Genomic DNA, 14,486 nt, shown 5'->3' on the forward strand with positions numbered 1-14,486 from the left:
TGCTCTTATCCCTTGTCCTTGTCGGCCTTGTCCCCAGAGGTCGCCCGCGCCTTGGCCTGCGCCTTGCGCCGGGCCATATTGGCCTTCAGCGCCGCTTTCAGCCGCTCTTCGCGCGCATCCCCGGATTTGCCTTGTTTTTTGGGTGAATTTTTATTCGTCATGATCTTTCTCTACAGGAGGCGAAAAAAACCGTCCAGACACCCTTGCGCCGCGTTTCGTTTGAGTCTAATCACCCGCCCACAGCGCTGCTGTAGCTCAGAGGTAGAGCACTCCCTTGGTAAGGGAGAGGTCGAGAGTTCAATTCTCTCCAGCAGCACCATGATTTCCGATTTAGTCGATGTTGTAGATATGCTCGGACTCTCGGGACACTTCCTGTAAATTCCCTGATTTGGGGCGGCGGAGGTTTTCTTGACGAACGAAGAACACGACATCGCCGAAAGCTGCACGGTCGAAATCAACTGGCAGGACGGGGATATCGCCGTGATCGACAACACACACGGGTAAAGCACGGCCGCCGGGCGATCAAGGACGCAGACCCCCGGCTGTTTAACGGCATGGGGCGGATCTGACGCACAAGGCACGCCAGAACAAGCTGGCAGCATCTGCACAAAGACGGGTGTTGCCGGCTGGATACGTAGATAAACAAGCGAAGGAGGATCCCCGGCGTTGCGGCCTCAAACCATACAACAAAATGGGAAGGGTTTTGGTAGCGGAGGAGGGACTTGAACCCCCGACACGCGGATTATGATTCCGCTGCTCTAACCAACTGAGCTACTCCGCCGTGAGTGAGAGGCGATGTAAGCGAGGGGCCCGGGAGGGTCAAGAGGGAAATCAACCAACCTCAAGATTTCTTTCACGCCCGCTCATATGGCTTGTCCTGCAAGAATATCCGGGGGGATGTGGTCGCTTCGGTCATCCTGCGGATGAAGGCGGCACAGATTTCGGGCTCTGTGATCGGAATCATGTGGCCGAACCCGTCCAGCTCTTCGTAACTCAGCCCGAACTCGGTCATTGTCGGCCCGTGCAGCGGCGGTGACAGTATCGCGTCCTGACGGCCATACAAGATGCCCCCGGGGACAGTCAGTTTCGGATAGCGCGCGACCTGCGCATTGATACTTGCATCGACCCCGGCAACGTCCTGAGAGGCCGTGACAAAGGCGGAAGGCCGCAGGCCAAGCGCGCCGCCTGCCCGGTCCAGAAAGTCGTCCGGCGGGGTTTCCGGGTCAAACGCTGTGCTCAGCGTGTGCGGCGCGGTTCTGGACGCAAGGGGAACGGCAAGCGTGTTGCCGATCAGGCTGCGCATCCATTCGGAGCGGATCTCAAGCGGTTTGAAGATCGCCGGGGTTTCGGGCAGTTTGTGCGTCAGCGGCGCCAGCAGCGCCAGACCGGCGACCCGGGCCGGATGGTCCAGTGCCATCGCTAGTGAAACCGCGCCCCCCAGTGAATGGCCGACCAGAACAGCGCGGTCCACGCCTTTTTTGTCCAGAAACTCGGCAATCATGCCTGCCTGGTGGGGCAATTGCGCCAGCTCGGCCGTATCGCGCGTTGAATACCCGCATCCCGGCCGGTCCAGCGCGATAACGTGGTAGTCGTCGGCCAGAAGATCCACCAGCGCATAGGTAAAGTGCTGCAACTGCCCGGCCAGACCGTGAATCATGACGATGGTCTGCGCCTCGGGATTTCCCTTTTCCACATAGTGGATGCTGCCGCCGCGAACGGGTGTGATCTGACCCAGCTGCGGCACGGTTTCACGACCCCGGCGGGTAATCTTCCGGGTCCACAGGTTCAAGACAAACAGAACCGCAACAAGGACGGCGATTGCGATCAGAACGGTTGTCATTCAACTTTCTCCATTGCCAGGGGCGGCGGGTCCGTATTGTTCCAGCCCCGATTGTGCCATGCGTTTCTGAAACTCGGCAACGGTGCCGGGCCACAAGGTCGTGTTTCGGCCTTCCGCATCCATGTACCAGGATGTACAGCCGCCGGCCTGCCAGACGCCGTCCGCGTGGCGGCTGTGCATTTCCCGCGTGAACGCCGCCTGTTTTGCGGCGTCTGGAGTGATTGCGGACAACCCTTCGCGCTGCATCTCGCTCAGGACCCGGCCGATATGGCCAACCTGGGCCTCGATCATCAGCACGACCGAGTTGTGCCCCAACCCGGTATGCGGCCCCAGAAGCAGGAAGAAATTAGGAAAACCCGAAACTGCGGTACCCAGATGCGCGCACATGCCATCCGACCAGGCAGAGCGCAGCGTCAGCCCGTCCGTACCGGTAATGTCCAGACGCTCGACCACGTCGGTTACGTGAAACCCGGTGCCCCAGATCAAGACATCCGCCTTGGTCCGGGTGCCATCCGCCGCGATGACCGTGTCACCTTCGATTCGAGCGACGCCCTTCGGAACAACGCTGACATTGTCGCGGGCCAGGGTCGGGTACCAATCGTTCGAACTCAGGATACGTTTGCAGCCGATCCGATAGTCGGGGGTCAGAGTCCGCCGTTCGACCGGATCGGTGATGGCGCGCTCCAATGCCTTTTGCCACATCTTCAAGGCAAAATTCACCGCGCGTTCCTCACCACGAAACACGCGGTGGCGAAATTCGAAGATCATGAATATCAGCTTGCGCCGAATGCGGGGCAAAATGGGAAGCCAAGCGTAAAGGCTGCGCACCCAGGGCGCAATCGGACCGTCCGGGCGCGGCATCACGTAAGGCGCACTGCGTTGAAAGATCGCGACGTGGCCTGCATTCTTGGCGATCTCGGGTACAAACTGAACGGCGGATGCGCCGGTTCCAACGACCGCCACGCGCTTGCCGGTCAGATCGACTTCGTGATTCCATTCGGCCGAGTGGAAACTGGGCCCCGAAAAACCGTCGGCGCCGGGGATATCCGGGATGCTGGGATAATGAAGTGCGCCAATGGCCGAGACCAGAAACCGCGCCGACCATTGCTGGCCATCCATCGTTTCAACTTGCCATCGCGTTTCATCCCACCTGGCCGATTTCAGCTCCTGCCGGAAATGGCACAGGTCATACAACCCTTCCTGACGCGCGACATTTTGCAGATAAGCCTGAATTTCCGCGCCACCGGCATAGGCGCGGCTCCAATGCGGGTTGAGATGGGTCGCCATGGAATACAGATGCGACGGCACATCACAGGCGACACCGGGATAGGTATTTTCGCGCCATGTCCCCCCGATATCATCGGCCTTTTCCAAAATCGCGATATCATTGATACCGCGCTTGCGCGCCTCAAGCGCCATCGTCAGCCCGGCAAACCCGGCGCCGACGATCAGCATCTCTGTTTTGTGGTGCATGAGTGAGTGCCTTCTGAAACAACCCTGCGTTTATCTGTTGCAGATATATGCACTTGCCTGGCTGTGAAGTAGGTCACACAGGTAACAATGACCCGGCGTCTTTTTCGTTACGCAGGGACAAAATTATTTGGAATGACCCGTGTCGCTTATTGCAAGCACATATCGCAATCAGAGAGGTGGTTGCGCCGCGAATCCGTCAGTTTGTTTCTAAATTGGAGGATTGCCCCTTGACCACTCGCACTGTCACGCGTTCCGGCGGACGTTCTGCCCGCCGAGCCCAACGCACCGCTCCAAATTTCGACATGCTGCCGGGCCTGACCCGAGGCATCCCGCTGTGCGAGGTCATGGACGCAACCCAGGTTGAGCGCATCGACAATGCGGCGATGGATATTCTGGAAAATGTCGGCGTTCAGTTCCGCGACCCCATCGCGCTGGAAGACTGGAAAAAAGCCGGGGCCAAGGTTGACGGCGAACTGGTCTATCTGGACCGAAATATGGTGCGCGAGCTGATCTCGACCATTCCGGCGCAGTTCACCTATCACGCGCGCGATCCGCAAAAGAACCTTGCACTGGGTGGCAAGCACGCGATCTTCGTGCCAATGACCGGGGCCCCTTTCCTGCGCGATCTGGATGACGTGCGCCGGAACCCGACGCTGGATGATCTGGCGATGTTCCACAAGCTGTCGCACATGATGCCGGCGCTGCACAGCTCGGCCCATCACATTGTCGAGCCCTACGACCACCCGATCAGCCAGCGGCACCTGCGCATCACCTATTCGTCGATGAAGTACTCGGACAAGACCTTCATGGGCATGACCACCTCGCCCAGGAATGCCGAGGATGTGATGGATATGTGCGATATCCTGTTCGGCGAAGGGTTCATTGACGATCATCCGGTCACCACCGGCAACTGCAACGGCAACAGCCCACTGGTGTGGGACGAAACCATGCTGGGTGCGATGCGGGCCTTCTGCCACCGCAATCAGCCGGTTCTGTGCTCGCCCTTTGTTCTGGGTGGCGCGAACACCCCGGCATCGGTGCCCGCGACCGTGGCGCAGCTGACCGCCGAGGCGCTTTCGGCGCTGGCCTATACGCAGGTGATCCGCAAGGGCTGCCCGGCGATCTGGGGACATTACCTGTCGACCGTTTCGATGAAATCCGGCGCGCCGATGGCCGGCACGCCCGAAATCAGCCTGATGAACTTCATGATCGGCCAGATGGCGCGCTTCTACGACGTACCGTGGCGCACTTCGAACACTCTGGGTGGGGCCAAGACCTTTGATGCACAGGCCGGGTACGAATCCGCCACGACGCTCAGTGCGGTCATTCACGCCGGGGCCAATTATATCTGGCATTCGGCAGGCTGGAACGAGGCGGGCATGCACTGTTCGGTCGCCAAGTTTATCGTCGACGCCGAACAATGCGCGATGGCTTACCGGATGGCGGAAGGCCCAAAGTGGCACGATTTCGACCAGGCCCTGGCAGCGGTTCCCGATGTGGGGCCCGGCGGGCATTATCTGGGTCATCCGCACACGCAGGACAACTTTCAGACCGCGTTCTTCATGCCGGAACTGTTCGACAACAACTCGATCGAGCAATGGGTGGCCGAGGGGGAGGTGGAAATCACCGAACGCGCCCTGAAACATGCGCGGAAACTATTGGCCGAATATGAAGAACCAAAGCTGGACGAGGCCAAGAACGAGGCCCTTGTGGACTATATCGCGCGTCGCGAAAGGGAAATCCCGGCGGCGGACGAGTTGAACCAAACATACTGATCCGCACTCCCCGTACTTGCCCACCCGTCATCCGGGTGGGCCCTTTTTTCCACTCAAGACACGTAAACCAAGATGAAGATCGCCGAACTGCATATCTACAGCCACGACCTGCCGGTCAAAAACGGGCCCTATACAATGGCCAACGCTCAGGTCTGGGCGCTGGATACCACGCTGGTCAAAATCGTGTCGGACAACGGTCTGACCGGCTGGGGCGAGACCTGCCCGGTTGGCCCGACCTATGCCGAGGCGCACGCCGCCGGGGCGCGCGCCGCTCTGGTCGAAATGGCCCCGGGCCTGATCGGAACAGAGGTCCTGCCTCTGGCCTTGCATCGCCGGATGGATGGGCTGTTGAACGGTCATGGTTATGCCAAGGCCGCCATCGACATTGCGGCGCACGACCTGCGTGGCAAACACTTGGGTGTTCCGGTTTCCGATTTGCTGGGCGGAGCGGTCTCGGAAAAGGTGCCGTCCTATTATGCCACGGGCGTCGGTGCACCCGACGACATTGCGAAACTGGCTGCCGAGAAAATGGCCGAAGGCTACCCGCGTCTGCAAATCAAGGTCGGAGGCCGCCCGGTCGAGATCGACATCGAAACCATTCGAAAGGTTTGGGACGTGGTCAAGGGATCGGGTATGCGTCTGGCTGTCGACGGCAACCGGGGCTGGACCACACGAGACGCCCTGCGGGTCAGCCGCGAATGCCCCGAAATCCCCTTCATCATGGAACAGCCCTGCAACACAATCGAAGATCTCAGGAAGATCCGGCCTCAGGTCACGCATGGCATCTATATGGATGAAAACAGCACCAGCCTGAACACCGTGATCTCGGCGGCGGGCACCGGTCTGGTCGACGGGTTCGGCATGAAGGTCACCCGCATCGGTGGCCTGCATCCGATGCGCGCCTTCCGCGACATCTGCGAGGCGCGCAACCTGCCCCATACCTGCGATGACAGCTGGGGCGGGGATATCATCGCCGCTGCATGTACCCATATCGGTGCAACCGTTCGGCCCGACCTGCTGGAAGGCGTCTGGCTGGCTGCGCCATATATCGAAGGCAACTACGATCCCGAAAACGGCATCCGGGTCGACGCCGGGCATATCGCGCTGCCAACCGGGCCGGGGCTGGGCGTGGTTCCTGATGAAAGCCTGCTCGGCACACCTGTCGCATCATTCTAAGAAATGGATGACAATATGAACCTGAAAGGAAAATCGGCTCTGGTCACTGGCGCGGCTGGCGGCATCGGGGCGTCAATCGTTCAACGCCTGCGCAACGTCGGGGCGCGGGTCGCAGTCGCCGACCGGGCTGTCGATGCCATCGAGGCCGAGGCACATCTGCCCGGTGATCTGCTTGTTCCCGAATATGCAGACCAGCTGCCCGGCGCAGCCGCGTCCGCATTGGGCGGGCTTGACATCGTGATCAACAATGCGGGCGTCATCACGCGCGGGTCGGTCACGGATACGTCTGATGCGGATTGGTCTCTGTCATTGGGTGTCAATGTCGAAGCCCCGTTCCGCATTTGTCGTGCGTCAATTCCGATCATGGCGGACGCCGGCGGCGGGGCCATCGTCAACACCGCGTCCTGCTGGGGGCTGCGCCCCGGCCCCAATCATGCGGTCTATTGCATGACCAAGGCGGCCATCGCGTCCCTGACCCAGTGCATGGGCATGGATCACGCCCATCAGGGTATCCGCATCAACGCCGTTTGCCCGAACGAAGTGAATACCCCGATGCTGCGATCAGGCTTTGAAAAGCGGGGCTTTGACCCCGATACAGCCGTGGCCGAACTGGGCCGGACCGTGCCGCTGGGCCGGATCGCCGAGCCCGAGGACATCGCCGACGTCATCATGTTCCTGGTCTCGGACGCGTCGCGCTATGTTTGCGGCACGCTCGTCGAGGTCAATGGAGGGAAACCGGTATCATGAAGCGGTTCGATGGAAAGGTGGCAGTGGTCACCGGCGCGAGCAGCGGCATCGGCAAGGCCATTGCCCGGCGTTTGCACGACGAAGGCGCACTGGTCTTCACCGCCCAACGTGGTCAGGACACCGAATTCCAAGGCATTGCTGCAGATTTCACCCTTCCCGACAGCCCGGCACAGGTGGTCAACGAAGTGATCGCGAAAGCCGGGCGTCTGGACGTGTTGGTCAACAACGCCGGCATGATGCAGGAAGCCTCGGTCGAAGGAATGAGCCTTGAGGACTGGCACCGCAACCTGACGGTGAACCTGACCGCCCCGTTCCTGATGATCAAGGCCGCGCTGCCGCATCTGCGCCAGACCAAGGGCGCCATCGTCAACACCGGATCCATAGAAGGCCTGGGCAGCAATCCCGGTCACGCTGCCTATTGCGCATCAAAGGCAGGGTTGCACGGCCTGACCCGCGCCGTTGCCGTGGATCACGGGGGCGAAGGTATCCGCTGCAACGCCGTCGCGCCCGGTTGGATCGATACCGAGTTGAACGAGGATTTCATCGAATCCATGCCCGACCCGCCCGCATTCCGTCGCGACATCGCCAAGATCCACCCGGTGGCCCGAACAGGGCGGTCTGAAGAAGTTGCCGCGCTCGTCGCGTTTCTGGCGTCCGGGGATGCGGGTTTCATCACCGGGCAGGTCTTTACGATAGATGGTGGGCGTATGGCCAAGCTGAGCTTGCCCTGATGCCCACGCGTCATTCCTTGCCGGACCGCCATTCTTTCCAGATCAGATAGCTGTTCGCCCCAAGCGAGGCGAATGGCTCGGGCGGCAATCGCGGAAGATCCGGCTGCGCCAGAAAGTGATCCGCGATCTCTGATCCGCCTTGCAGCGCCAGTTCCGCGATGCCCATGCCTTGCAGGGTGCCTCGGGCGATGCCCAGGCCGTTCTGGCAGCAGGCCGAGAACACGCCATCCGCCACTTCGCCGAACGCCGCAGACCCATTGCGGCTGAGGCACAGCATCCCGGCCCAGCGATGCTCCATCCGTACATCGGGCAGATGCGGAAAGCGTTCACGGAACTTCCGGTCATGCACCCAGCCGGCATTGCGCAACCGCATCCGGGTGGTTTCTATCGTCGGGTGAAAACTGGACCCGGTGCGGATCAGGATGCGATCCCCATAGCTGCCCGAAATGCGCCGGACCGAGGTGCCCATCGGATCCGCCGGGGTCACCGACCAGCGCGGTTGCCCGCCCAGTGTCTTGATCTGCGCCTCGGTCAGCGGCGCCGTGATCGAGGCGTAGAGGCAGATATGCATCAATTGCCGTTGGTAGAATCCGAAGCTTTCCAGATGGCCATTGTTGGCCAGAACGATCCGCCCGGTGCTGACTTTGGCCCTGGCGGTGTTGACCACCCAACCTGCGCCCTGCTTTTCAAAGCTGGTGACTGGCGCGTTCTCGAATACGTTGATTTGGCCAGCCAGTTGACCCGACAGCGCCCGTACATAGGCTGCGGGCTGGATCATCACCGTCCCCGGCGCAAACAGCCCCGAAACATAATGCGGGCTGCCCGTGATCTCTTGCATCTGCTTTTGGTCATACAGCGTGTGCGGCTCACCCAGTTTGGTCAGATGCTCGGCGAAGGCGCGGTTATGGGCGTCTCCTGCCCGTGTGGCGGCTGCATTGTATTTTCCGCAAGGGTCGAACATTTCCTGCGGCAGGTCGCAATCGGCGGCGACCTCGGCCGCGAAGGCGATGGCCTTGCGGTTCAGGGCAATGGCGGCGCGATCCGCTTCCAGCCCATCGCCTGCGTAATTGTCCGAGGCCAGATCATGCGGCAAGTCGATCATGAACCCCGAGTTCCGCCCCGCCGAACCATCGGCGAATCGGCCCGCTTCCAGCAGGGCGATCTTCAGCGAAGGGTCCAGTTGGTGCAATCGCCGCGCCGCCGTCAGCCCGGCAAACCCTCCGCCGACAATGGTGATGTCGGCGGCCAGGTCCTGTTCGAGCTCTGGCAGAGGGTCCTGGGGCGGCAGGATGGCATTCCATCCCGCCGGACCGGTCTGCCGCGGCAGTCTTTTTGCCTCGTATCGTGTCAATCCACAGCCTCGCCGGCGTCGTCTGCAAGATCGATCCAGATGGTTTTCAGCTGGGTGTACTGATCATGCGCATGGATCGAGTTGTCGCGCCCGCCAAAGCCCGATTGCTTGTAGCCGCCAAACGGCGTGGTGATGTCGCCTTCGCCAAAGCTGTTGACGGTCACGGTGCCCGCCCGGATCGCCCGCGCACCACGAATGGCCCGTTTGGCGTTGGCGGTAAAGATCGAGGCACACAAGCCATAGTCGGTGTCATTGGCGATCTTGATGGCCTCGTCAAAGCCCGACACTTCGATCACCGACAGGACCGGGCCGAAGATCTCCTCTCGGGCAAGCACGGCGTCATTGCCCGGCACTTCGACGACGGTCGCCTCGACGAAGCCTTTATCGGCCTTGCCGCCGATCACCACGTTTTCAACCTGATCGAGATATCCGCAGACCTTGTTGTAATGCCCTTCGCTGACCAGCGCGCCCATGCGGGTTTCAGGATCCAGCGGGTCGCCGATGTTCCACTGTTTGGCGTGATGCGCGATGCGGTCCAGCAGTTCGGCTTTCACGTCTTTGTGCACGATCAGGCGCGACGAGGCAGAGCAGTTCTCGCCCATGTTCCAGAACGCACCGTTCACCACATGCGCCGCCACCCGGTCTAGGTTTTCGGCGTCATCCATGACGATGGCAGGGTTCTTGCCGCCCATCTCAAGCACCACTTCCTTGGCGTTGCTTTCCGCCGAATAGGTCAGGAACCGTTTGCCCGTCACCGTCGAGCCGGTGAAGGACACCATGTCGATATCCATGTGCCGCCCGATGGGTTCGCCCACGTCGGCACCGCCACCCGGTACGATGTTCAGCACGCCGCGGGGAAGGCCAGCCTCCATCGCCAGTTCGGCCATACGCAGCGCGGTCAGTGTGGTTTCAGCCGCGGGTTTCACAACCACTGAACATCCCGCCGCCAGTGCCGGGCCGATCTTCCACGCCAGCATCAGCAGGGGGAAGTTCCACGGCAGTACCAGCCCCACGACGCCGATCGGCTCACGCACGACCATGGCGATATGGTCGTCGCTGGCAGGTGCGACCTGATCGTAGATCTTGTCGATCGCCTCGGCATGCCATTTCAGGCAGTGAATGGTTTCCGGCACGTCCACGGTTTCGCAGTCATAGATGGTCTTGCCACTGTCGAGGCTTTCCATCACCGCCAGTTCGCGGGCATTGCGGGTCATCAGCTTGGCCAGCCGGATCAGCACGTCCTTGCGCTCGGACGGGTGCAGTTTCGACCAGCGGCCATCGTCGAAGGCCTCGCGCGCTTTTTCGACTGCAAAATCCACATCCGCCGCACCGCAGGATGCGATATCGGCAAGCCTGTCGCCGGTGGCCGGGTTCACGGTTGCAAACGTCTCACCCGAGATCGCCGGGCGGAATGCGCCGTCGATGAACGCCCCGGTCGGCAGGTTCAGGCCTGCGGCGATGGATTTGTATTCGTCCTGTGTCAGCAGATCCATGTCTCTTACCCTTCCGCCACGATGTCGGCGATTGTCTTTTTCAGCACGCGCGTGACCTGTTCCAGCGCGCGTTTGTCGTCCTTGTTCAAGCCCTTCAACGGAGGCCGCATAGCGCCCGCATCGATCCCGTTCATGGTCACGCCATGCTTGATGGTCTGGATGAACTTGCCACCCTGTTCCAGCACCCGCATCAGCGGCATCATCGCAGACATGATCCGGCGGCTTTTGTTGAAATTCCCTTCGACCACGCAGGCCTGATACAGAGCCACATGTTCGGCAGGCAGGAAGTTGGACCCGCCGCACACCCAGAACGGCGCACCCCAGGCAAAGAATTCGAGCGCCTGATCATCCATGCCGCAGCCAAGCTGGATATGCGGATAGTCGCGGGCCAGCAAATGCACCCGGTTGATATCGCCCGAGCTTTCCTTGATGCCGCAGAAGTTGCGACTGCGGCCAACGCGGTCGAGGAATTCCTCACCCATCATCGTGCCGGTGCGGTGCGGGTAGTTGTACAGCATCACCGGCAGGTCCGCGGCCTTGTCGATGGCCAGCGCATTCAGCGCGTTTTCCCGATCAGTCGGCACCGAATACGGCGGGCTGGCCAGCAGGATCGCATCGGCGCCGATCTCACGCGCGCCAGATGCCAAGGCAATCGAATCCGGCGTCAGCATCGCGCCTGTGCCAACCACCAATGGCAACCGACCCTTCAACTGCTCATGCGTGAACCGGGCCAGTTCGACACGTTCGTGGACGGTCTGGGCATAGTTCTCACCGGTCGAGCCCCCCGAGATCAGGCCATGCACGCCGTTTTCGATCAGGTATTCGATCACGTCGGACAGCGTGTCCCAATTCACGCTGCCATCGTCGTGATAGGGCGTGACCACAGGGGTATAAATCCCCTCAAACTTGAAAATCGGGTTCATTCCGTCCTCATGCAGGTTTCGAAAGGGGCGGGATTCCCATCGGGACATCCAGCGCGTCAGGCATCACGAACATCTCGATCTGATCGCGTGACAGGTTCCAGTGATCTTCGGCCAGCTGCGCAGCAGCCGCCTCGTCACGCGCCTCGATGGCGGCGATGATGGCGTCGTGCTGGCGGCTTGCTTCGGACAGGTTCTCGGACATCTCAGCCGTCTGAGGCCGGTAAAACGTCATGCCGATCCGGGCGTGATCGATCAACAGCCGGTTGAACGACGGCAGCAGGTAGACATTGCCGGACATTTCGCCGGTCACGTCATGAAAGCGGTTGTTGGCCAAGGCTCGGTCCTCGCCGGACCCGGACCGAAGGGCCGCCTTGAACGCCTGCTGGGCCTCTTTCAAATCATTGATCTGGGCGTTCGACGCATTCAAAGCCGCCAAACGCAGGATCGCTCCGTATACCATGGGCGCGGCAAGGAAGAAGTCGCGCAGTGTGGTGTAGGACATTTCCGAAACCCGGGCGCTGCGGTTTGTCCGCAGATCCAGATAGCCTTCGCCAGCCAATTGTCGAAACACCTCGCGCAGCGGCGTGCGCGACAAGCCGAATTCCTCGGACAAGTGCGCCTCGTCCAGATCGGCGCCCGGGCGCAGGCGCAGCGTGAGGATGGACACTTTCAGGTGCTCTTTCAGCGCGTTTTTGCGAGACTTGGCTTCGTCTTTCATGCTTTGGCCTCATCCTTCTGTTCGGCGAACGCGGTCGAATCGCGTGCGGTCACAGTTTTGTATTCCATAAAAATACAACTTGTATACAATAATAATTCGTGCAGCATATGGCCTGCGAAATAGACTCATGTTCTGGGCTTTGTCCCAGCTTGCAAACGGTACTGCTCATGCCTCAGACGCGGCACATCACTTTCATCCTTGTCGAGGAGTTCTCGCACCTTGCGTTTTCATGCGCAGTCGAACCCTTGCGGATCGCCAATCTTGTGAGCGGCGAAGAACTGTACCGCTGGTCCTTTGTGTCAGAACATGGCGAGCAGGCCGTGTGCTCGAACGGATCCATCACGCTGGTGCATTCCGGGCTTCAGGGTCTGGCCAAATGTGATCAGCTGTTTGTTCTGTCGGGCATTCACATGCGTGACCACGTCACCCGCCCCCTGCTTGCAACCCTGCGCCGCGAACGCGCGCGCGGCACGAAAATCGGCGCCCTGTGCTCGGGGGCATGGGTGCTGGCCGAGGCTGGCTTTCTCGACGGAATGCAAGCGGCAATCCACTGGGAATATCACGACGCGTTCATGGAGGCCTTTCCCGAGGTCAACCTGGTACGCAGCGTGTTCGTGGCCGATGAAAAGCACATTACCGCATCTGGCGGAACAGCAACGGCGGATCTGATGCTGCACCTGATCGAACGCGATCACGGTGAAGAACTGGCCATCGATGTGGCGGATCAGATGGTCTATAACGCGGTACGCAATGCCACGGCCAAACAACGGGTTTCCCTGCAATCACGCAACGGAATGCGCAATGCGCACCTCGCCAAGGCAATTACAATCATGCAGGACAGTATCGAAACCCCGGTTTCCCCTTCGTTCATTGCAGAAGAACTTGGCATTTCAACTCGGCAGCTTGAGCGGCTGTTTGGAAAATACCTCAACACGTCGCCCAAGAAATACTTCATGGAAATGCGGCTGGAACGCGCCCAGAAACTGCTGCTTCAGACCGAAGCATCCGTCACCGAGATTGCCGTGGCCTGCGGCTTTGAAAACCCGGGCCATTTTTCGCGCGTCTACCGATCAAGCTTTGGCGTCACCCCGCACGCGCAACGCAACAAGATCGACTGACATTGTGTGGTAGTGGGTTTGCCGCAATCGAAACGGCAGGGGATGCCGCGCTTTGTCGGCCCATGACGGGCCTGAACGGGCATCCCCCTAACCCTGCCGAGATACCCCCTCATTAAAACCGGACTAGTCAACAGATCGACAGGATGATGTACCAATAGATTTGGATATTGGCATAAGTTTTGCGAGAACTTGTCATCCATGCGATTCTTGTGCCCTTATTCGTTAATCTTTGCCTCAATTGGAGATTTGTGATTCAGCGGAATCCGGCAGCCTCAAAGATCATGACATCTTGCAAAAAAATAATTCATGGGCTTCACTCATTGCCGCATTCAGGGACCGCACCGGGAAACAATCTGCTTCGATCTGAGGTGTTCGTTTTCTGCCCGGTGCCGCAGGGATGGACGGGGCAATCTTGGCTCGACAGCTTCGGCTGCGTGCCTGACACCGCCCAACAGGCGCTCAAGCGCCATCTCTAACGGATTTGCGTCATATCCAGCCTGGGCGCGGCGCGCGTGATTTCATGGGTGCTGTTCTCCGCGCCTGCTCCGACGCGAAGGTTCAGCTTCCTTGTCCCGCTGAACCGCTGGAAATACGCAAATTCTATCGCGTTCAGCGCATCCATATCCTGACATTGAACAACGTAGTCAGCCTGAAATTCCGAATGTTCTCCCGTCGCGGATGACGTGCCCCCCTCGCCCGCGGTGTCCTGCTGCCCCGGGACATCATGCGTCAGGATCACGTTTGCAGACGCAGTAAAGCACACAGCCTCGGGCGGGACGACAAACAGGTCCAGCGGCTTGGACAGTTCGGAAATCGCGATGGCGACACGCGTGCGCTCGTCATCACTGGCTACCGGGGTCTCGAACCCGATGATGTCAATGCTTGGAACCCTGAGGGACAGCGAAAATCCCGTGTCCGTGAGCACGATTTCCAATTGACCGGACCCATGGTGATGGGTGGACGTGATCTGCGTCGCCTGAGCAGCAAGAGCTGCCGGAAAGAGAGACAAGGCCAGAACAGAGCACTTCATTAACCAACAACCGCCTTAAACAGAATCACACCAGTGATTTTAACGCGAATCACCTGCCACGCAATGCTATCCCTCGGATCGGAGCCCGCCAGATATGGGGAGGCTTGTTGG

Annotated in this window: 13 protein-coding genes and 2 tRNA genes; 6 read left to right on the plus strand and 9 right to left on the minus strand. The window is 60.1% G+C overall.

Annotation, left to right across the window (positions count from 1 at the left end):
• Positions 1 to 5: 5 nt before the first annotated feature.
• Positions 6 to 161, minus strand: a complete 156-nt coding sequence (locus tag GS611_RS07350; protein WP_171118532.1) for a hypothetical protein — start codon at positions 159 to 161, stop codon at positions 6 to 8.
• A gap of 83 nt (positions 162 to 244) precedes the next feature.
• On the opposite strand from GS611_RS07350, the gene GS611_RS07355 reads away from it, so the two are divergent.
• Positions 245 to 319, plus strand: a tRNA-Thr gene (locus GS611_RS07355).
• Positions 320 to 704: 385 nt separating this feature from the next.
• On the opposite strand, the gene GS611_RS07360 is transcribed toward GS611_RS07355, so the two are convergent.
• From GS611_RS07360 to GS611_RS07370, 3 genes are all read right to left on the minus strand, one after another.
• A tRNA-Met gene (locus GS611_RS07360) sits at positions 705 to 781 on the minus strand.
• 72 nt (positions 782 to 853) lie between these two features.
• Positions 854 to 1,840, minus strand: coding sequence for an alpha/beta hydrolase (locus GS611_RS07365; RefSeq protein ID WP_171634140.1), 987 nt, complete (start codon positions 1,838 to 1,840; stop codon positions 854 to 856).
• The gene (locus GS611_RS07370) at positions 1,841 to 3,313 is read right to left on the minus strand and encodes an NAD(P)/FAD-dependent oxidoreductase (RefSeq protein WP_171634143.1); all 1,473 of its coding nucleotides are present in this window, start codon (positions 3,311 to 3,313) and stop codon (positions 1,841 to 1,843) included.
• A 227-nt stretch (positions 3,314 to 3,540) separates the two neighbouring features.
• Here GS611_RS07370 and GS611_RS07375 point away from each other — a divergent pair, with 227 nt between their 5' ends.
• From GS611_RS07375 to GS611_RS07390, 4 genes are all read left to right on the plus strand, one after another.
• Positions 3,541 to 5,088: a trimethylamine methyltransferase family protein gene (locus GS611_RS07375; RefSeq protein ID WP_171634146.1), complete on the plus strand. Its 1,548-nt coding sequence runs from the start codon at positions 3,541 to 3,543 to the stop codon at positions 5,086 to 5,088.
• A 72-nt stretch (positions 5,089 to 5,160) separates the two neighbouring features.
• A complete protein-coding gene (locus GS611_RS07380; protein ID WP_171634149.1) occupies positions 5,161 to 6,264 on the plus strand; it encodes a mandelate racemase/muconate lactonizing enzyme family protein in 1,104 nt (367 codons plus the stop codon).
• A gap of 15 nt (positions 6,265 to 6,279) precedes the next feature.
• Positions 6,280 to 7,011 (plus strand): SDR family NAD(P)-dependent oxidoreductase, encoded by a 732-nt coding sequence (locus tag GS611_RS07385; protein ID WP_171634152.1) that lies wholly within the window; start codon positions 6,280 to 6,282, stop codon positions 7,009 to 7,011.
• Entirely contained in the window at positions 7,008 to 7,742 is a 735-nt protein-coding gene (locus GS611_RS07390; protein WP_171634155.1) for an SDR family NAD(P)-dependent oxidoreductase, read from the plus strand. Before GS611_RS07385 ends, GS611_RS07390 begins: the two co-directional genes overlap by 4 nt.
• A gap of 10 nt (positions 7,743 to 7,752) precedes the next feature.
• Here the strand turns inward: GS611_RS07390 and GS611_RS07395 are convergent, their stop codons facing one another.
• The 4 genes from GS611_RS07395 to GS611_RS07410 are packed head-to-tail and all read right to left on the minus strand — an operon-like array spanning position 7,753 to position 12,227.
• Positions 7,753 to 9,093, minus strand: coding sequence for an FAD-binding oxidoreductase (locus tag GS611_RS07395; RefSeq protein WP_171634158.1), 1,341 nt, complete (start codon positions 9,091 to 9,093; stop codon positions 7,753 to 7,755).
• Positions 9,090 to 10,586 carry an aldehyde dehydrogenase gene (locus GS611_RS07400; protein WP_171634161.1) on the minus strand — a complete coding sequence of 499 codons (1,497 nt, stop codon included), beginning with the start codon at positions 10,584 to 10,586 and terminating at the stop codon, positions 9,090 to 9,092. Before GS611_RS07400 ends, GS611_RS07395 begins: the two co-directional genes overlap by 4 nt.
• 5 nt (positions 10,587 to 10,591) lie before the next feature.
• A complete protein-coding gene (locus GS611_RS07405) occupies positions 10,592 to 11,509 on the minus strand; it encodes a dihydrodipicolinate synthase family protein (RefSeq protein WP_171634164.1) in 918 nt (305 codons plus the stop codon).
• 7 nt (positions 11,510 to 11,516) lie between these two features.
• On the minus strand, positions 11,517 to 12,227 hold the full coding sequence (locus GS611_RS07410) for a GntR family transcriptional regulator (RefSeq protein WP_171634167.1): 711 nt from the start codon (positions 12,225 to 12,227) through the stop codon (positions 11,517 to 11,519).
• A 167-nt stretch (positions 12,228 to 12,394) separates the two neighbouring features.
• Here GS611_RS07410 and GS611_RS07415 point away from each other — a divergent pair, with 167 nt between their 5' ends.
• Complete coding sequence (locus GS611_RS07415; RefSeq protein WP_171634170.1) at positions 12,395 to 13,345, plus strand: GlxA family transcriptional regulator; 951 nt, start codon at positions 12,395 to 12,397, stop codon at positions 13,343 to 13,345.
• 472 nt (positions 13,346 to 13,817) lie between these two features.
• Here the strand turns inward: GS611_RS07415 and GS611_RS07420 are convergent, their stop codons facing one another.
• Positions 13,818 to 14,375 carry a DUF2796 domain-containing protein gene (locus GS611_RS07420; RefSeq protein ID WP_171634173.1) on the minus strand — a complete coding sequence of 186 codons (558 nt, stop codon included), beginning with the start codon at positions 14,373 to 14,375 and terminating at the stop codon, positions 13,818 to 13,820.
• Positions 14,376 to 14,486: the final 111 nt, after the last annotated feature.

The organism is Ruegeria sp. HKCCD6119 (assembly GCF_013110585.1).
Lineage (GTDB): Bacteria > Pseudomonadota > Alphaproteobacteria > Rhodobacterales > Rhodobacteraceae > Ruegeria.

Excerpts from the sequence above, each read along its gene's own strand:
- GS611_RS07350 (WP_171118532.1), bottom strand. The coding sequence starts at position 161 with ATGACGAATAAAAATTCACCCAAAAAACAAGGCAAATCCGGGGATGCG.
- GS611_RS07365 (WP_171634140.1), bottom strand. The coding sequence starts at position 1,840 with ATGACAACCGTTCTGATCGCAATCGCCGTCCTTGTTGCGGTTCTGTTT.
- GS611_RS07370 (WP_171634143.1), bottom strand. The coding sequence starts at position 3,313 with ATGCACCACAAAACAGAGATGCTGATCGTCGGCGCCGGGTTTGCCGGG.
- GS611_RS07380 (WP_171634149.1), top strand. The coding sequence starts at position 5,161 with ATGAAGATCGCCGAACTGCATATCTACAGCCACGACCTGCCGGTCAAA.
- GS611_RS07385 (WP_171634152.1), top strand. The coding sequence starts at position 6,280 with ATGAACCTGAAAGGAAAATCGGCTCTGGTCACTGGCGCGGCTGGCGGC.
- GS611_RS07390 (WP_171634155.1), top strand. The coding sequence starts at position 7,008 with ATGAAGCGGTTCGATGGAAAGGTGGCAGTGGTCACCGGCGCGAGCAGC.
- GS611_RS07400 (WP_171634161.1), bottom strand. The coding sequence starts at position 10,586 with ATGGATCTGCTGACACAGGACGAATACAAATCCATCGCCGCAGGCCTG.
- GS611_RS07405 (WP_171634164.1), bottom strand. The coding sequence starts at position 11,509 with ATGAACCCGATTTTCAAGTTTGAGGGGATTTATACCCCTGTGGTCACG.
- GS611_RS07410 (WP_171634167.1), bottom strand. The coding sequence starts at position 12,227 with ATGAAAGACGAAGCCAAGTCTCGCAAAAACGCGCTGAAAGAGCACCTG.
- GS611_RS07415 (WP_171634170.1), top strand. The coding sequence starts at position 12,395 with ATGCCTCAGACGCGGCACATCACTTTCATCCTTGTCGAGGAGTTCTCG.
- GS611_RS07420 (WP_171634173.1), bottom strand. The coding sequence starts at position 14,375 with ATGAAGTGCTCTGTTCTGGCCTTGTCTCTCTTTCCGGCAGCTCTTGCT.